At 46.6% G+C, this 17,571-nt stretch carries 17 protein-coding genes and 1 riboswitch; all 17 genes read right to left on the minus strand.

All coding sequences use genetic code 11. The features are described from left to right. Window positions 1–339: 339 nt before the first annotated feature. The 17 genes from AB432_RS22720 to AB432_RS22800 all read right to left on the minus strand — a co-directional run bounded on the left by AB432_RS22720 (window position 340) and on the right by AB432_RS22800 (window position 17,501). A complete protein-coding gene (locus AB432_RS22720) occupies window positions 340–1,650 on the minus strand; it encodes a nucleobase:cation symporter-2 family protein (RefSeq protein ID WP_048034210.1) in 1,311 nt (436 codons plus the stop codon). A gap of 32 nt (window positions 1,651–1,682) precedes the next feature. Continuing rightward, window positions 1,683–2,273: a xanthine phosphoribosyltransferase gene (locus tag AB432_RS22725; protein ID WP_048034211.1), complete on the minus strand. Its 591-nt coding sequence runs from the start codon at window positions 2,271–2,273 to the stop codon at window positions 1,683–1,685. Between the two features lie 233 nt (window positions 2,274–2,506). Further along, window positions 2,507–2,608: riboswitch (purine riboswitch) on the minus strand. A 132-nt stretch (window positions 2,609–2,740) separates the two neighbouring features. Then, window positions 2,741–3,826 carry a ribosome small subunit-dependent GTPase A gene (gene rsgA / locus AB432_RS22730; RefSeq protein WP_082195982.1) on the minus strand — a complete coding sequence of 362 codons (1,086 nt, stop codon included), beginning with the start codon at window positions 3,824–3,826 and terminating at the stop codon, window positions 2,741–2,743. A 243-nt stretch (window positions 3,827–4,069) separates the two neighbouring features. Next, a complete protein-coding gene (locus AB432_RS22735) occupies window positions 4,070–4,339 on the minus strand; it encodes a hypothetical protein (protein WP_048034212.1) in 270 nt (89 codons plus the stop codon). 99 nt (window positions 4,340–4,438) lie between these two features. Next, the gene (locus AB432_RS22740) at window positions 4,439–4,660 is read right to left on the minus strand and encodes a WYL domain-containing protein (RefSeq protein ID WP_048034213.1); all 222 of its coding nucleotides are present in this window, start codon (window positions 4,658–4,660) and stop codon (window positions 4,439–4,441) included. Between the two features lie 141 nt (window positions 4,661–4,801). Beyond that, window positions 4,802–5,281, minus strand: coding sequence for a DUF4265 domain-containing protein (locus tag AB432_RS22745; protein ID WP_048035923.1), 480 nt, complete (start codon window positions 5,279–5,281; stop codon window positions 4,802–4,804). A gap of 140 nt (window positions 5,282–5,421) precedes the next feature. Beyond that, the gene (locus tag AB432_RS22750; RefSeq protein WP_048034214.1) at window positions 5,422–6,657 is read right to left on the minus strand and encodes an MFS transporter; all 1,236 of its coding nucleotides are present in this window, start codon (window positions 6,655–6,657) and stop codon (window positions 5,422–5,424) included. Window positions 6,658–6,934: 277 nt separating this feature from the next. Then, window positions 6,935–7,558, minus strand: a complete 624-nt coding sequence (locus tag AB432_RS22755) for a YcnI family copper-binding membrane protein (protein WP_047071547.1) — start codon at window positions 7,556–7,558, stop codon at window positions 6,935–6,937. A gap of 15 nt (window positions 7,559–7,573) precedes the next feature. Next, window positions 7,574–8,860: a copper resistance CopC/CopD family protein gene (locus AB432_RS22760; RefSeq protein WP_048034215.1), complete on the minus strand. Its 1,287-nt coding sequence runs from the start codon at window positions 8,858–8,860 to the stop codon at window positions 7,574–7,576. Window positions 8,861–9,012: 152 nt separating this feature from the next. Beyond that, the gene (locus tag AB432_RS22765) at window positions 9,013–9,846 is read right to left on the minus strand and encodes an alpha/beta fold hydrolase (RefSeq protein WP_048034216.1); all 834 of its coding nucleotides are present in this window, start codon (window positions 9,844–9,846) and stop codon (window positions 9,013–9,015) included. Between the two features lie 66 nt (window positions 9,847–9,912). Then, window positions 9,913–11,016 (minus strand): Ger(x)C family spore germination protein, encoded by a 1,104-nt coding sequence (locus AB432_RS22770; protein ID WP_048034217.1) that lies wholly within the window; start codon window positions 11,014–11,016, stop codon window positions 9,913–9,915. Continuing rightward, entirely contained in the window at window positions 11,013–12,116 is a 1,104-nt protein-coding gene (locus AB432_RS22775; protein WP_053079615.1) for a GerAB/ArcD/ProY family transporter, read from the minus strand. The genes AB432_RS22770 and AB432_RS22775 overlap by 4 nt, the downstream gene beginning before the upstream one ends. A 17-nt stretch (window positions 12,117–12,133) precedes the next feature. Next, window positions 12,134–13,606: a spore germination protein gene (locus tag AB432_RS22780; protein ID WP_048034218.1), complete on the minus strand. Its 1,473-nt coding sequence runs from the start codon at window positions 13,604–13,606 to the stop codon at window positions 12,134–12,136. 149 nt (window positions 13,607–13,755) lie between these two features. Further along, the gene (locus tag AB432_RS22785; protein ID WP_048034219.1) at window positions 13,756–14,811 is read right to left on the minus strand and encodes an ABC transporter substrate-binding protein; all 1,056 of its coding nucleotides are present in this window, start codon (window positions 14,809–14,811) and stop codon (window positions 13,756–13,758) included. 61 nt (window positions 14,812–14,872) lie between these two features. Further along, window positions 14,873–15,670, minus strand: a complete 798-nt coding sequence (locus AB432_RS22790) for an ABC transporter permease (RefSeq protein ID WP_048034220.1) — start codon at window positions 15,668–15,670, stop codon at window positions 14,873–14,875. Further along, window positions 15,667–16,470, minus strand: coding sequence for an ABC transporter permease (locus tag AB432_RS22795; RefSeq protein WP_048035925.1), 804 nt, complete (start codon window positions 16,468–16,470; stop codon window positions 15,667–15,669). Before AB432_RS22795 ends, AB432_RS22790 begins: the two co-directional genes overlap by 4 nt. 44 nt (window positions 16,471–16,514) lie before the next feature. After that, window positions 16,515–17,501 carry an ABC transporter ATP-binding protein gene (locus tag AB432_RS22800; RefSeq protein WP_016743157.1) on the minus strand — a complete coding sequence of 329 codons (987 nt, stop codon included), beginning with the start codon at window positions 17,499–17,501 and terminating at the stop codon, window positions 16,515–16,517. Window positions 17,502–17,571 lie beyond the last annotated feature (70 nt).

The following is a 17,571-nucleotide window of genomic DNA, read 5'->3' on the forward strand; positions in this document are numbered from 1 at the left end:
ACGAGCTTTCCGTTTGATCCGATTTTTAAATCCCCTAAAAGATTGAAGAATCTCATCTGTTACGCCAGAGAAGAATATTTCCAGACGTAGCGACTTGTGAAGTCCTACCGAGCGGAGAAGGGATTCGCGGGCAAAAGAAACGCAACCGTGCTCGCGCTACGAAGCGGCTACCACTTTTGCGTTTCCCCGCGAATCCCTTCGGAGCGGACAGTCCCAGCCCCCAGCAGGACGGAGCCTGGAGCCTAGACTGGAAATATTCTTCTCTCCACCGCAGCCACGATAAAAGTAAACCGCCACCTCCTGTCTAACCAGGAAATGGCGGTTCATTATCTGATGATGTTAAGACGCTTCCGAAACAGTTACATTTGCTGGAGTAGTCTGAGATGCTTTTTTATTCGTATGAACCAGCAAGATGTTCAAGATGACGGCTGTCAAAGAACCTGTCACGATACCATTTTGCAGCATCATTTTTGCCAACGTAGGCAGTTGATCAAACATCGTAGGAACCGCAGCAGAGCCTAGTCCAACAGCGATACTGCAAGCAGCGATCAGCAGATTTTCGTTTTTGTTCAGATCAACCTGCGAGAGAATATTGATACCAGATGCAACAACCATCCCAAACATGGCAATCATCGCTCCACCCAATACCGCGTTAGGAATAACCGTTGTCAAAGCAGCCAGCTTCGGCAGTAAGCCGAGAACAACGAGGATTCCACCGGCACCAATCATCACATCACGCGATTTAATGCCAGTCAAGGAAACCAGACCAACGTTTTGCGAAAAAGCTGTGTAAGGGAATGCGTTGAAAATGCCACCAAGTACAATTGCGACCCCTTCCCCGCGCAATCCTTTGACTACATCTTGATCTGTTACTTTTGTATCCGTCACTTTACCAAGCGCAAAGTAAACGCCTGTGGACTCAGCCATGCTGATGATGTTGACGAGAATCATGGTAACAATGGCCACAATACTGAACTGTGGTGTACCGAAGTAAAACGGTTCAACCACACTAAACCAAGATGCTTCCACAACATTCGCAAAGCTGACCATCCCCATCATGTAAGCAACAGCCGTACCGACAATCAAGCCGAGCAATACCGAAATCGCACGAATAAATCCGGTAAAGAAACGATTAATAAGCAAAATAATAACCAGCGTTCCTAAAGCCAAAAGCAAATTGTGCGGTTGTCCAAAGTCCGGCATGCCTTGTCCGCCAGCCGCGTTGTTCATCGCAACGGGAATGAGCGACAGTCCAATGATCGTAACGACCGAACCTTGAACAACGGTTGGGAAAAAGCGCAGCAGCTTACCAAACAGTGGAGCTGCCAAGACAACGAATATACCCGATATGATGATGGCACCATAGGCGGTCGCTAGATTACTCGTAGACGCAATCGCGATAATGGGCCCTACTGCTGTAAACGTACAGCCTAGCACAACAGGAAGGCGTATCCCTGTATAACGTGTGCCAAGGACTTGCAAGAGCGTCGCGATTCCGCATGTAAAAAGGTCGGCAGCAATCAAATAAGCGATTTGCGTAGGAGTCAGATTCAAAGCACCACCGATAATCAACGGTACGACGACGGCTCCTGCATACATGGCAAGAATGTGCTGTAAGCCCAAAGTAACAATCTTATGTTTGGCTAGCATGAGTGAACCCTTACCTCCTATTCATTTTTTGATTATACGCGTGCAGGCTCTTCTTCCATAAAGTGAATGCCTTCTGGTGACATTGATTCAATACGTGCCAATGATTCGATTCGCACGCCAGCTTGCTCCAAAAGACCGCGGCCTTCCTGGAAGCTTTTTTCAATAACAGCGCCAACTCCGACGAGATGAGCACCAGCATCTTTGACAATATTCGTAAGCCCCACCAGAGCAGCTCCCGTAGCCAAGAAGTCATCGACAATCAATACGCGGTCTTCTTTGGACAAATACTGACGGGATACACTGATTTGATACGTTTCCTGACGGGTAAAGGAATGAACAGGAGCAGAGTATACTTCCTCTGTCAGCGTGACAGCTTTTTTCTTTTTCGCGTAAATAAAGGGAACACCCAACGCAAAAGAAGTCGCCATAGCGAAATGAATTCCACTTGCCTCAATCGTCACGACTTTTGTGATTTTTTCACCAGCGAACAGCTCGGCAAAGCGCTGTCCGATCTTCATCGTCAATTGTGGATCTACCTGGTGGTTCAAAAACGCATCCACCTTCAAAACGGATGCCGACAGTACCTTGCCGTCCTGTACGATGCGCTCTTGTAATTCTTTCATCAATTCTTCCTCCTCGGATATGGTTCCGGCCACTTTTTATACCTGTGGCCTGCTGAAATATAGAAAGCCCAGAGCGGACAGTGTCACAAGCGGGCTACGTAACAAACCAACGCCAAGTGAAACTGTCCCTCTGGGCTTTTATCCCTTAGGTGTGACACATCCATGGTGCCTGCGTCGCTCGGACCAGCTTTCTTCCAACCCTATTCTTGGAATAGGAAAGAAAGAGACGGAACCCTAGACGCACTTTCACTCGTAGTCAGGTGATTTACGGTCACCTGGTAGAAACGGTTGGGCCTTATTCCCAAAATTATACGAGCTACCTATTTATTTCGAAGAGTAATAACGAGTATTGACCAAATCTATCATAACTCCCGTGTTGTGAGCAAGCGTTAATTTTTGAAAGTAAAAGGAAGCGCTTACTTGTCCAAATAAAGGAAAGAGCCCTGATTTCTCAAGGGCTCTCGTACTTATCTCTTCGGCTTTTTCTGCCGCATCTGAACGTTGATCTTCTTCCATTTATCCCTTTCAGCGGCTGCAAGCCTTGCATCTTCTTTACGTGCCAAATGGGCCAATTCGCGCTGAAGCTTTAGATAACTGTCAAAGCGTGCCTTTTCCAATGATCCAGCTTGAATGGCAGCTTGAACAGCACAGCCAGGCTCGCGCATATGCTTGCAATCATTGAAACGGCATGTTTCCGCAACGGACTCGATATCGTCAAAAGCACCGCGGAAACCTTCATCTGCCTCCCAAAGCTGCAACTCCCTCATGCCCGGTGTATCGATCATCAGAGCACCACTTGGCAATCGGAAGAGTTCGCGGTGTGTCGTCGTATGGCGGCCACGGTCATCACCTTCACGCACGCCACTGACTTTTTGCATCTCCGCTCCGCTCAATTTATTGATCAACGTGGATTTGCCAACACCAGAGGAACCCATCAAAGCAATCGTCTGGCCCTCGCCCAGATAAGGCGCGAGTTGATCCAGTCCTTCTCCCTGCTCAGCACTGACTACGTGAACAGGTACTCCGATTGCGACTGATTCTATCTCTGCCATGCATGCATCCAGATCGTCACACAAATCCGCTTTGGAAAGCACAATCACCGGATTGGCTCCACTTTCCCACGCAAGAATGAGATAGCGTTCTATTCTGCGCAGATTTAAATCATTATTTAAGGAGTTCACGAGAAAAACGGTATCCACGTTAGCGGCCACAATCTGCTCTTCCACAGTATCCCCGGCTACTTTGCGGGAGAACTTGCTTTTACGTGGAAGGAGGCCGTGGATGGAGGCTTTCTTTTCCTCTGGACGAGCACTGATCACTACCCAGTCCCCGACAGCCGGAAAATCTTCTCGTCCGATAGCTTCATAGCGAAGCTTACCCGTTACTTCGCCCAAGAGTTCGCCATGCTCACTCCACAGACGATAAATACGTTTATGTTCGAGTGTGATACGTCCCACACTGTAGCCTTGCTCGGCATAAGGGGCAAAATGGTTAGCAAAATACTCATTCCAGCCCATAGATTGCAATACTTGTTGATTGGTTAGTTGATTCACTGCGGATTCCCCCTGCAATTGGTTAAATATATGGCTATCAGCCAGAACCAGTCACAGTCGAATCCTCATTTGGTGAACGGTATTACTGTTCGCTTGAAAGGAGGATTCCTGTGACCCCGACTACGACACTCTGAACAAATTTGATGGCTACCATAAAACATCTCTCCTTTAGCAAACCTACCATTCAGGTTTGGAATCATATTTCCCAGTTATTGTACCATAATGAAACAAAATGCAACAGCGTCAATCTCCCCCGCCGCCGCCTCCTCCGCTATCTCCGCCACCACCACTGTCTCCACCACTTCCGCTATCGCTTCCGCTGTCATAGCTGTCCCAGCGATCGCCTGAGTCGTGATTTCGATGATGGTGATTGTGGTTGCTGTCTACATAGAAGGCTCCGCCCCCACTGTCTGAAGAGGAATGAGAGCGCCCACTTCCGCCTTTTGCAGCTTTGGACGCCAAGACAAATACTACGATCAAAAACATGATGACGATGACAATGAAGAACTCCATTGTTTGTCCCCGCCCTTCCGCTTTTTTGAAGTTGTTTACCTAATTTAGTATAACATAGTATGGCTGGAATCGGCTGGGGGCGTAGAGAGTGATTCCTTTTCAACCGGCAAAATGTCCAGACACAGGTGCGATCGCCAAAATGTTATCCAACATAAACACACGATACGCCTTCCTCATATAACAGTATGCTTTCAAGCTCCCTTTGTTCACATCGATTTGCACCACACGGATCGTACGCCTGCTGGTCTCTCCATCCTTCTTCAAATAGATGATCTCCACTGCTTGCTGCCGCGCTGCGTACCTTCTCAACTCCAGAATCATCAGGCTGTCACCACCACAAAATGTGTCTTCTTGTTGTTGAGATCATCATACCAAAAGAGAACAGCCGTTCGCAAGTTTTCCTTTTCGAGGCCCCTGTCCAGAGATGGTACGTAGTGCCGAAGAACTGGCGTTTTCAACCGATTAATCCAGATCGCTAGCCCAACTAACTAGCTCTTCATCTTCAAGATCGTATGGATTCTTGTAAATATTAGAGTAATAGTACTCTGCTTCTAGTACGTCTCTAATTTTATTGAACGTATGATTGGTTGCATTAAATCCATTACTGATTGGAGCAGTAAATGCGAGTGAACCATTATGAAATCCATCTAGAGAGCCTGAAAGTTCTTTTTTGACGATAGTTTCAACTGCTTCTATCTTTTCTTTGATAGGCTGCTCTTTGTAAATTTGAATACAGAAATTTCCACCATGCTTTATTAATTCAAAATCTCCGTTGGGATGGAGTTTTATTGTATCTCCTTTCGCAAGACCTAGAGCTAGCCCAGGAGATGCACATAATTTGAATTTTTGATCGCTTAGGTATTCTGCAGGAAGCTCTTCTAAAACTGTTCCCTGTGAACTTGTGCCAGCAAAAACCTTAATCAATGTTAATTGATCTTCCATATGATGCTCCACACCTATCTCTTTTTTGTGACATACATCAGTAGCTGCTACCTCAGCTTTCCGACTAATGAACGAGTAACCCAATCCGCCAAAAAAGGCATGTACCCTAAAAATGGACACATGCCTATGATTGTTACAACTCAGCGCCTTCTAAGCGCACGTCCGAACACAATGAGAATCGGGGCCAACAAGATGGCCGCCGCAACCAACGAAGCGCGAATCGAAAAACGGGTCCCGATCCATCCGACAGCCGGACCACCTGCCGTTTGTCCCAACGCATTGGACTGGCCCATCATCGACAGAACCGTCGCTCGCACACTGCTCTCAATGTTCAGATTCAGCCATGTATCATACAGCGGACTGCTTAATGACTGGATCACACCGATCAACAGCAATGCTACTAACGCCCAGCTAAAGCTAGGGGAAAAGGCAAACGCAATCATTGCTGCAATTTTGAGCCCCGTCAACATGAACATGCCCACAAGGACAACCCTCTCATTGTTCACATCCAGCCTTTTTTCGACAATACCTACAACGATGAGGCCGAGTAAGCTTGCGAGTGCGGCAATGATCCCGAACCACATTGGCATCGAAATAGCAGCGAGCTCTGGAAAGCCAATTTCAGCGATCAAATGCGCTTCCCACAAACGGTCATACCCTTCAGAAGCTGCACCCGTAAATAGCGTCACGAACAAGATCAGCATCAGAATCGGCTGACTGCGAATCACTTTGGCCCCAGAAGCCCACGTCTGAATCATTTCCTGCACGTGGGAAGCACCACGCTCACGTGGAACAAAACCGGTCTCCTTCATGAACAGAATCAGAAAGACACCAAGCCCCAGATACATGAGGCCTCCTATGAGGTAAGGCAAATGAGGAGCGAGTGTTGCCAATGCCACACTAAGTACAATCCCGAGCAGATTTCCCATCAAGGAGTAGCGCTTGGCCTTCATGAAAATCGTACCGATCTTCTCTTCTCCGACCTCATCCACAATCCATGCAGTATCCGCTCCACTGATAAACGTATACCCGAGACCACTGATGACTTGCGAAAACAACACCAAACCGAAGACAGAAATCAATGGTACCCAAGCATCAAGCGCGGGAACGATCCCCTGCATCGCAAATCCGATTCCCAGCAAAAACATCCCGATAATGACGGAGCGACGGCGACTGTACGTATCCGCCACTACACCTGTTATCCCTTCAAACACCAACACGGATAACTCCAATACCGTCCCAATCAATAGCAATTCAAACGGGTTAAAGCCAAGTGTCACAATATAGTAAAGCGCATAGGTCGTGAACATGGTCGTATTGGCCAGGGAAGTCAAAAAACTTTTGATCGTATATACTTTTGTCGCATTCATGAACATGGAAGCAGTATCCACCTTTTTTTAGGCAGATGACGCGTTCCGTTTTCACATACTGATCGTTACTCTACAATCCTCTACTGTGTAAAATGCGTACGCGTCATGCTGCCACTCTTATTTTTCCTTCCTGTGTACTTGCTTGCTCTGCATAGTGTTTTTAACATGTGATATACACCTCCGAAAGTAATTATAGCTATTATAAAATCATTTCAATTCCCACACAATGGAAAAAAGCTGGGCAGCATGATTGGATACACTGCACAGCTTTTTTATGAAGCACTTACGCTTTTTTTCTAAACAGACCAACGATGGAGATCAACAACGCCAAACCAGAAAGTACTAATGGCAAGGTATTGTTGCTGCCTGCACTCGCTGCTTCCCCGGCAGGAGCGGTTGCCGGCTTTTGTTCTTGTCCATGCTCATGCCCCGCTTCGCCTACACCAGCCTTAATGGTAGTGACAGACGCTGGCGTTTTGGAATCCTTGTCCCCTGTCCATTCCACAACCTCGCCATTTGCGTAGGTCTGATAAGCCTTCCAAGCCACTTGGCCCTCTTCTTTCGGGTTTGCCCCGACAAACGTAAACTCTTGGAATTCATGTGCCTTAATTCCGCCTTCTGTTGCGGTCCACACAAGCGCTGTGTTCACACCGTCTTTATCTTTTTCGAACTCGTAGGTCCAGCCCGGAATCGGTTGTACGGAATTTACCTTCACACCTGCTGGGAATTCCAGCTTCACTTTTGTTGTGTTAACGTCTTTTTCTACTGGGACACGCACCGTGTATTTTTCATAGGAGCCTGTAGTAGCCTCTTTCGGATACACGTTCACATGTGCTTGTGCTGCTGTCGCCAACGTCAAAACTGCACCTGCTACCAGGACACTGCTCATCCATTTTTTCATTTTCATCATATGAAATCCTCCCTAGTTTGAAACTGTTTGAATCACTGCCTGATTATTTGTCGTAGCTGTCGGGTAGTTGATCTGGCTCATCCAAAGTCCAGCCAGAATAGCGATAATCCCGAATACAATCTCCCAACGCAAGTAAGCGGGCTGCAAGGAATTTTTCGTCCGCCAACGTCTGGTTTGCCTAAAGGCTAGAAGTAGCATGAGGCAAACACTTGCTATTTTTCCATATAACAGATAGCTCCATGCCGTTGCACTCTGGATAATATTCATGACATCTGTCTGCACGATGAGCATGACAACACCCGTCACGACGGCAAGCACCGCCGCCACAGCAACTGTCTGCAAGAAGAACCTCTTGAACGACTCCTGTCCTCGTTCAGCCGCTTTGACTGTAAGAAGCAAGTACACAAGTGCCCCCATCCACACGGCGACCGTCAACACATGCAACAGTCTCAGCAAAATGGACAGCCAGACAGGAGCAATGCCCCATGCATGACCACCAAAAGCTTGTGCGCTAATCACGATCACCCAGATTCCCACATACCATCCGGACACCATATTGGGGATCGCGATCAATAACAGTAGTACAAAGGACACCAGCAGCATGATCGCAAACGGAGACTGACTGAGCAAGTTCCCGTCCATCTGCCATAGTGCTTGCGTAAGTGATACAGCGGTTAACGATTCGTCATACAAGAACCACAAAAATATAAGTCCGATGATCGCCAAACTCCATCCGATTTGTCTGCCAATCCCGATGAGCTGGGCAAGGGAAGGCAAGCCATGACGCTGTGCTGCCCACGCTACCAGATAAAAGCCCCCACCTATGAGGATAATTCCTTGTGCCAAATAGCGGTACATGATCAAGTAGCTTGAATCTGCTTTTTGCTCATTTGGCGGAACCACGACCGCACTTTTTTGTCCGATGGAAAACGTGAGCTTCTCTTCGATCGGATGTCCGTCCTCGGAAACGACAGATACGATAACCGAATACGTCCCTTCAGCCAAATCGCTTGGCAGTTTCGCATTCAACTGCGAGGCATCACCTGGCTGCAATGTCGGCCGCTCTAGTTTTATTTCCTTGCCATCCCAGTCAAATAGACGCACGTTAACAAGATCGGGCTCCAATGTTTCGGTAAACCGCGCAGATATTTGTCCTGGATTCGCCTTCAGTACCTCACCATCTTGCGGTGAGCTGCTCATCAAGCCAGCATGGGCGTAAGCAGTTGTCATACCCGTTGTCAGGACAAGTAAGAAGGCGAGCAAAAACACAACCGCATAATGTCTGATGTTGTATGTCACCCTATCACCTGCTTCCTTATTTCGTCCTTAATCCTATCAAAATAGTACGAGAATCTATATGGCTCCATCGGGCTATCTGATGTGGCAAAGTGTTGAAAACAAAAAAAGGCATGAGCGGTAATTCTCTCCGATCCACGCCTTTTCAAACTGTATTAGGATGATCTTACCGTGCTTTGTGCGAGAAATTCCAGGACGAGTTGGTTGAATACCTCTGGTTGATCCATCGGTGGGATATGGGCTGAGTCAGGCAGGATGACTTTTTGTGCGCCTGTAATTCGTTCAGTCAACACATCGGCGATCTGTAGAAAATCGGGATAATCCCGTGCTCCTGCAAGAACGAGTGTTGGGGCTTTGATGTTTTCCAAACGCTCGATTGGTGAGGGAGATAACGTTTCCAATCCAACGCCAAACTCTGGCAACGAAAAGGCGTGTCTGTTGATTTCTTTAAAGCGGTTTCGTGCTTCGAGAGCTTGCTCATTTACCGGCTGACCAGGTCCGTCAAACCACATTTGTGTCGTCATTTCCAACGCTTCCTCTGTCGTGCCGCGCTGACATACTTGATTGAACCGTTCCACATCATGTAGCCTTTGTTCACTTCTTGGGTGACCAAACAAGCCGGATGCGACGAGAATCAAGTTGCTCACCATCTGCGGATAAGCAAGGGCGAACTCCTGCGCGACCATTCCCCCAAACGAAAGCCCAGCCACATGCGCTTTTTCAATACCAAGCCCCAGCAGAACTGCTTTCACGTCGTCATACAAGGTAAAAGGAACGTCAGTCGCCAGTGTTTTACCGAACCCGCGGATATCAAAGCGAACAACCTTATACGTCTGTGCGAATGCTTGTATCTGGTCATCCCATAGCCTTGTATCCAGATTGAAGCCGTGGATCAATAAGAGCGGTTCGCCTTCCCCTGCTACTTCATAGTAAATACGTGCGCCATTGGCTTCGAGAAAGCCAGTTTGTACAGCCTGCCTGTTTTCCATTTTTTCTCACCTCCCCCTCACTATCTCACCCCGGATTGTCGCTTGTCTATGTATTTTTTGTTCCTTTTATCCAATGACGCCTGTACGTAAAATCTTGATCTCGACATCTAGATCAAATTTCGCCCTTTTCATGATTTCCCGACATTCATCTTTACTCAATTTCTTCTTCCCGCTCTTTTGACTGGCTATATTGTAGATTTCCCCAAATCCTACCGGGTCTACATCGTGCTTTCTGAACTTCTCCAGTAAATGTTCCGTCTCTTTTTTAACCGCCAGTTCGATTGCTTTTTGTACCTTATTCAACTGCTCAGGCTTTGATAAATCGATTTTTTCAGCCATTTCCTGAATCTGCGCTGCCATTTTAACCTTCACAGAAAATCTTGGTTTCTCCAAATCCAGAACTTTTATTTGCTTTTTGCTTGAGATATGTTCAATTACAGTAAAAAGACGCTTTTTATCGAGGGCAATGTTTATTTCCAATTCCCCCTTATTGTAACGCTCCCGTAATATCTTGAGGAAAAACCCCTCCCTTGATGTAATCTCTGCCACCAGTTTTTCATCGCGAAATAATCCAATTTGATTAATATGCAATTCATTCTTTACTCTTTCGATATAAGGCATCACGGGATCTTTCCCGACGGCATAATAATCTTTCATGTACTCATGAAGTTTCGAGGAGATCATATTCTCTCCTTCGACGTTTTGCCGTATGGCTTGATACAGGTAAATTCCAATGTTGCTGTTCTCGGGATAGCGATGTGTCAAAATATCATATGCTCGTCCTTTGGCTACCGTTAAATAGACATTGCTACCAATGGAGGCATCACGCGTTAAGTTTTCTACAAGAGAAAGGATTCCTCTACGTGCTAATTCATCGTGATAGACCACGACGCGTATTTGACCGGCTACAATTTTTTTGGAAGACTCCCTGTTCTGTGAAACGGTAAGTCCTTTACTTGTATGCGCTGTGCCAGAAATCACAGTGACCAACTCACGTGCCTCCGGGTCAATTTGATAAAATACCGTGGTACCTAGCAGCTTTCCATCTTTACTAAGATCGTACCCTACGGCAACCGCCAGTCCCAATTTTTCTAATACGTGCTGCTCCCCACAGCCGTTCAATAACACGACCACTACTAAGTAGGAAACAAGCAATCGTAACCTTTTCATGTCCGGACCGCTCCCCTCCGAAACAGCCGAATTACTACATAAAGCACGATGGGATAAACAAAAATGATATAGAAGCCGACACCACCGAAAATATCCGTGATGAGATTAATCGACTGACGTGTTTCCAAAAAATTGCTAGCAAAAAACATGACACCAACAATCCCAATAAGTGCCATTCTCTCCTTGAGCCCACTAATATGGTGAAGCCCCCGCATGGCTACCCATAGGTTCATCAGCAAATTATCTAGCATGATAAGCATCCACAGTGAGATGGACACAAACTCAAAACGCTCCAAAAACGGAAACTCTACAATTTTCATCATCATTAGCGTCGCCCAGATAAGTTGCTTAAGCTGTTCCCCTTGAAAGTACAAGAGTGTAACTAGCATGACTACCACATACAAGCAGGTGGTCATAAACAACCCACCATGTACATAACGCGATAGCAATTCCTTTTCCTTCACAAACGGATAGATGAACAAAATAATCTCAAATCCGATGATGGAAAAAGACATCTTCTTCGCACCGTCAAAAAGCTGTCCAATGTCATGGTGAAATACTGGCTGCAATAAATGAAAATCGGCGTATTGCATGGGATAAACCATGAGCAGTAGCTGCCAAACCGTCAACCCGACAGAAAAAAAGCTAATGCCAGCCAACACCCGAATGCCACCCGTCACTCCATAAACGGCCAGGCAAAGCAAGGAGGCATTTAATAACCAGGAAGGCACTTCCGGAAACATCCATGACTGAATAATCTCGATGTACCCTCTCAAGATCGTTAAGGCAGAGCCCATGATATATACGATAAAGATGAAATTAAGAACGCGTGCTGGCCATTTTCCAAATACACATTGATGAATGTCATACAAATCCATGTCTTTGTATTTCGCTAATATTTTTAGCATGAACCACGCAGCTATATGGGTCATAATGCCTGCTAGTATGACCGCAATCCAGGCGTCTTGTTGCACCCTATCATAAATAAAGCGTTGTACCCCCGCTATGCCGATTCCCACCTGATTGCTATGAACCATAAATAGCGCGAGCGATACGCTGATAGCCATATGACTATTTCGACGAAAAGTGGACTGTGACATTCACATTCAACACCTAACTACTGAACTGGCCTTTTTTCGAATTCATCAGGCATACGGGTATTGTCAGGAGAACGTGTCAAAACCGGACGCTTGCTGAGAGAGGAAAAAGGAAACCGGATCAGACTGTTTTTAAAATCCTGCAAGCGAAAAGGAAAGAAGGGTAGAAAAAACGGACGTCCCAGACTTGATTGACGTAAGATGTGTATTAATAAAAAAGACGCGCCAAGCATAATACCAAAACCTCCCCAAATCCCAGCTAACAGGATAATCGGAAAGCGGAGGATACGTACTGCCGTACTCATCATGTAGGAAGGAAAAGTAAATGAAGCTAATGCACTGAGTGCCACAATCATGATCAAGATGTTACTGGTAAAACCCGCTGCAACGGCTGCCTGTCCAATTACGATACCGCCGACGATCCCTATCGTTTGCCCAACTTTGAAAGGAAGTCTTGCTCCAGCCTCCCGCAAGAATTCAATAATCATCTCAAGCAGCAAAGCTTCAAATAATGGAGGAAAAGGTACCTTGGAACGAGACTTTACGAGCGATACAAGGAGAGCAGATGGAATCATTTCATAATGGAACGTAAGTGCTGCCACATAAGTAGCTGTAAAAAACAAAGAGACAAAAAGGGCCGAGAAACGTAACAATCGAATGAAGGAAGCCATTTGCCACCGGATATAGAGATCTTCATTGGCCTTGAAAAAGTCCACGAAGGAACTGGGACCGACAATAGCAAATGGGCTCCCCTCCACAAACACGACAATCTTTCCTTCCAACAGGGCTTCACTCACATGATCAGGTCGTTCTGTTAGGATTAACTGCGGAAAAATAGAGAACGTATTGTCATCAATCAGTTGAACCAATTTTCCACTGTCAATCACGCCGTCTATATCTAGATCGCTTATACGCTGAATGACGGTTTGAACATTTTCAGGAGCAGCCAGTTCCTCCATATAACATATTTCCACATTCGTCATGCTACGTTTCCCAATCGTAATGGATACGTTGGTAAGCAAATCAGTCGACAGATATCCCTGTAGAACCCCTAAGTTGGTTTCCAATGATTCGCTAAAAGCAACCTGGGGACCGAAAATTTGGGTTTCGACCTGAGCCTCTCCCAAAGAACGACTCGGTATTTTTGCTACGTAGAGAAGAAGCCCCCACGCCATTCCTTCCATTTGAAGGTAAATCCATCCCCTCACGAGATACTCGCTGACTTGTCTGTACTCCATAGTTTTGGTGACATGAGCAATAGGAACATTCTCCAAAATCGTATCAGGAACGAGCTTTTCCTCAGGTAACCTTTCCAAATAGGGAAGCAACGCCTGTTGGAGAATTACCTTATCAACTAGATAGGGTAGGTAGGCTAGCAACAAGCTATTGGTCCCACAAGAAAGGTTACGAAACACCAATCGCGGATTTCGCATGTGATCCCATAATATTTCTCGCGTCTCGCTAACGGATTCAGAAATCATGTTGGTTGTCATCTTATGTTTACCCCAATATATGGTGTCCCCTTATTATTTTTCCAATGTCCTCGCTCTATTCCCTTTCCAGCCGAAGAGTAAGCTCCCAGACAAAATGAAAACAAAAAAACCGAGACGGAAATACTCCATCTCGGTTCGTTTACCACTATTTATCTGCCGCTCTTCATTTCAGTCCAGTAGCGGTCGTATTGCTGCAAGGTTTCTCCTACATCCACCAGCCACTCCGCACGGGCAATGTCTGCTGTATCCAGGAAGACCATCTTGTTGGAACGATATTCTTCACTGTGCAGTGGGTACGCTTTTTCGTTCGGGTTGCTGTAGCCGATAGACTCGTAGTTTTTCACACTGACCTCTGGGTCCATCAGGTAGTTGATGAACTTCTCAGCCATTTCCTTGTTTTTAGCTCCTTTTGGAATTGCCAGCGTGTCTGCCCAGATCGTTGCGCCCTCTTTCGGAATGACGTACTCCACATCTGGATTTTGTGCGTGAATGAAAGCGGCGTCACCGGACCATACCGTTCCAATCCATGCTTCCTCAGCAATCATCTTTTGCTTGATGTTGTCCGTATCAAAGGCAACAACATTCGGTACTACCTTTTTCAAATCAGCAAAGGACTTTTCCAGTTCCTCTGTGTTCGTCGTGCTATTGGAGAAGCCGTTCTTGATCAGTGCCATTCCCATAACCTCACGCGGGTCGTTCAGCATGATGACACGGCCCTTGTAAGCTTCATTCCACAGATCGTTCCAGCTTGTCGGGGTTTCTTTTACATATTTCTTGTTGTAAGCGATCCCGGTAATTCCCCATGTATATACGAGTGAATACTTGTTTTCTTTGTCAAAAGGAGGTGTCTTGAACGTAGACACGATATTGCCCATGTTCGGGATATTGGCTTTGTTCAACTCTTCCAGGAGGCCCAACTGAATCATAGTGCCTACCATGTAGTCGGAAGGTTGAATCAGGTCGTAGCCGGATGCACCCGCTTGAATTTTTGCCAGCATTTCTTCGTTGCTGCCGTATACATCATAGTTAACCTTGACGTTGAATTTTTGCTCAAAATCTTTGATGACGTCTGGGTCAAAGTTGTCTGCCCAGCTATAAATATTCAATACTTGTTGCTCTTGCTCAGATGACGATGAGCAGCCTACAGCAGTCACCGCAAGCACGGCGGTCAAAGCGCCGATCATCAAGGACTTGAAACGTTTCATTTTTTCCTCTCAACCTCCAAATCAGTTATAGGATTGCTTTTATGAAATCTCCATGATGTATCTAAAGGATGGATTGATTATTTTTCGAGTCTTTTCGGCGGAAAATCTCGGCTACCACAACCAAAAGGACTGTACTCACGATCAAAAGTGTCGAGAGTGCATTCACTTCTGGCGAGACGCCTCGTTTGACCAACCCGTAAATATAGAGTGGTAATGTGGTCGAATTCGGACCAGCCACGAAGAACGAAATAATGAAATCGTCCAGCGACAGGGTAAACGCCATCAGGAAGCCTGCGATAATCCCTGGCATGATCAGAGGCAGCGTCACATAGCGCAATGTCTCCCATGGAGTTGCTCCCAAATCTTGAGATGCTTCTTCCAGTTCTTTGCCCATATCAGCCAAACGGCCAGAGATAATGACCATCACATACGGCATGCTAAACGTAACGTGAGCCAGGATCAGGGTCACTTTCCCCAGCTCCATCTGTACCTGGCTAAACAGCACGAGCAAAGCCAACCCCATCATGATCTCCGGGATGACGATCGGCAAGTACATCAGCCCGTTGAAGATGTTGCTCCAACGAATCGAATAATGCTTGACCGCCAATGCGGCAGCCGTACCCAAAACCGTTGCAATAACGCTGCTGATAACCCCAATCGTCAAGCTGTTCATCAGCGCTTGCATGACCTGCCTGTTTTCAAACAAAGAAACGTACCACTTCCACGTAAAACCAGTCCACGTAGCGTTGATCCGTGAATCATTGAACGAATAAAGGACAAGGATCAAGATTGGCAGATACAAAAAGACCAGCATCAGCCACGAGTATCCAGATAGTGCGTTTCGACGTAATGTTTTCATGCTGATCCCTCCTTTGTCTCGCTCGCTTTGGTAGCGCGGAAATAAAGAAGAATCAACAGCATGGACAATAGCATCAGCACGATGGACAAGGCAGAACCAAACGGCCAGTCACGCGCAGACAAAAATTGATTTTGAATGACGTTTCCGATCAGAGCCGATTTCGCTCCTCCCATGACATCCGGAACGACGAACATCCCGATAGATGAAACAAATACGAGGATCGAGCCAGTGACGACACCTGTCTTGGTCATCGGCAGAGTCACATGCCAAAAAGCTTTCCAAGGCGTTGCACCCAGGTCATACGCTGCTTCCAGCTTACGACGATCCATCTGCTCCAGCGACACATAAATCGGCAGTACCATAAACGGCAAGAGTGTGTACACCATCCCGAGCAGGACAGAACCCGAATTGTACAAAAGCGGCAGCGGCTCCGAAATAATGCCCAGCGATTGCAGGAACGTATTGATTACACCTTGCGAACGCAGGATGATTACCCACGCATAGGATCGGACCAAGAAGTTGATCCAAAACGGAATCATCACGAGCAAAAGCCATATTTGCTGCGTCGATTTTTCCAGCCGTGAAATGTAATACGCTAAGGGATAGCCGCACAAGATCGAAAATACCGTTGTTAGAACCGCCACGACCAGCGTATCCCCAAAAATTTGACCATACAGCGGATCGAAAATACGGATGTAATTGTTCAGCGTAAACTCATAGACAACTTGCCCGTACGTGCCTCTTTTGAGGAAAGACAATATGGCGATCATAAGCATAGGCAGGACGAAAAGCGCACCCATCCACAAAAGGGCGGGAAGCGCGAGCAGTTTTACCGGCTTCTTGTTTAACAAGGAAGAATCACCTCGTCCGTCTGTGCCCAGCCAATGGCCACTTGATCTCCCACCTGCCAGTCCAGACCGTCACCTGCGTACTGGTGTGCCATTACGGTCATATCCTGCCCCTCGAGGCGGATAAATACCTTGCGCAAATTGCCGAGGAACACCGCGTCAGCAATAGTGCCCAGCTTCTTGTGCTTGTCCTTGTCGGAGTCAACCGGGTACAACTTGATCTTTTCTGGACGCACGGCTGCATTCGTTCCGTTTTCCCGGAAAATGTTGTTTTCCCCAATAAAGGTAGCCACAAACAGGGTTTGCGGGGAGTTGTAAATCTCTGCTGGAGAAGCAATCTGTTCAATTCGTCCCTTGTTCATAACCGCGATGCGATCGGACATCGCCATCGCTTCTTCTTGGTCATGGGTGACGTAAATGAACGTTATCCCTAAGTTTTTCTGCAAGTTTTTCAGTTCGAGCTGCAAGCTTTTTCGCAATTGATAGTCCAAAGCACCTAGAGGCTCGTCCAGAAGCAGAACGCGTGGGTTGTTAATAATCGCCCGTGCGATTGCTACGCGTTGCTGTTGTCCGCCAGACAGCTGCTTAGGCGTGCGCTTCCGCAATTCTGTCAGTTGGACGTACTGAAGTACTTCCTCCAAACGCTTTTGTTGTTCAGCTGCGTTCACTTTTTTCATTTTCAAACCAAACAGGATGTTTTGCTCCACGGTCATGTGTGGAAACAAAGCATATTGCTGGAACACCATGTTCATATCGCGCTGATACGGTGGCACATGGCTGAGTGGTTTTTCGTCAAGGAAAATTTCCCCAGTCGTTGGCTGCTCAAAGCCAGCAATCATTCGCAGCAGTGTCGTTTTCCCACAGCCACTGGGGCCGAGTAACGTCAAAAACTCCCCTTCTTCAATGGAGAGAGAAAAAGAGGGGACGACGACAGTATCTGCAAATCTCTTTTCAATCGAATCCAGATGTATAATTTTTTTCATTCCGTCATCTCACCATATGTCATTATACTCACAATCTAGGTAACTATATCGTGTATGATACGATTTGTAA

The sequence above is a fragment of the Brevibacillus brevis genome (genome assembly GCF_001039275.2).
GTDB classification, from domain to species: Bacteria; Bacillota; Bacilli; order Brevibacillales; family Brevibacillaceae; genus Brevibacillus; species Brevibacillus brevis_C.

Bases quoted from the DNA above. Each gene is read 5' to 3' on its own strand.
- AB432_RS22795 (WP_048035925.1), bottom strand. From the start codon at position 16,470: ATGGGTGCGCTTTTCGTCCTGCCTATGCTTATGATCGCCATATTGTCT.
- AB432_RS22785 (WP_048034219.1), bottom strand. From the start codon at position 14,811: ATGAAACGTTTCAAGTCCTTGATGATCGGCGCTTTGACCGCCGTGCTT.
- AB432_RS22790 (WP_048034220.1), bottom strand. From the start codon at position 15,670: ATGAAAACATTACGTCGAAACGCACTATCTGGATACTCGTGGCTGATG.
- AB432_RS22755 (WP_047071547.1), bottom strand. From the start codon at position 7,558: ATGAAAATGAAAAAATGGATGAGCAGTGTCCTGGTAGCAGGTGCAGTT.
- AB432_RS22725 (WP_048034211.1), bottom strand. From the start codon at position 2,273: ATGAAAGAATTACAAGAGCGCATCGTACAGGACGGCAAGGTACTGTCG.
- AB432_RS22735 (WP_048034212.1), bottom strand. From the start codon at position 4,339: ATGGAGTTCTTCATTGTCATCGTCATCATGTTTTTGATCGTAGTATTT.
- AB432_RS22775 (WP_053079615.1), bottom strand. From the start codon at position 12,116: ATGTCACAGTCCACTTTTCGTCGAAATAGTCATATGGCTATCAGCGTA.
- AB432_RS22750 (WP_048034214.1), bottom strand. From the start codon at position 6,657: ATGTTCATGAATGCGACAAAAGTATATACGATCAAAAGTTTTTTGACT.
- AB432_RS22720 (WP_048034210.1), bottom strand. From the start codon at position 1,650: ATGCTAGCCAAACATAAGATTGTTACTTTGGGCTTACAGCACATTCTT.
- AB432_RS22800 (WP_016743157.1), bottom strand. From the start codon at position 17,501: ATGAAAAAAATTATACATCTGGATTCGATTGAAAAGAGATTTGCAGAT.
- AB432_RS22745 (WP_048035923.1), bottom strand. From the start codon at position 5,281: ATGGAAGATCAATTAACATTGATTAAGGTTTTTGCTGGCACAAGTTCA.
- AB432_RS22780 (WP_048034218.1), bottom strand. From the start codon at position 13,606: ATGACAACCAACATGATTTCTGAATCCGTTAGCGAGACGCGAGAAATA.
- AB432_RS22770 (WP_048034217.1), bottom strand. From the start codon at position 11,016: ATGAAAAGGTTACGATTGCTTGTTTCCTACTTAGTAGTGGTCGTGTTA.
- AB432_RS22740 (WP_048034213.1), bottom strand. From the start codon at position 4,660: ATGATTCTGGAGTTGAGAAGGTACGCAGCGCGGCAGCAAGCAGTGGAG.
- AB432_RS22765 (WP_048034216.1), bottom strand. From the start codon at position 9,846: ATGGAAAACAGGCAGGCTGTACAAACTGGCTTTCTCGAAGCCAATGGC.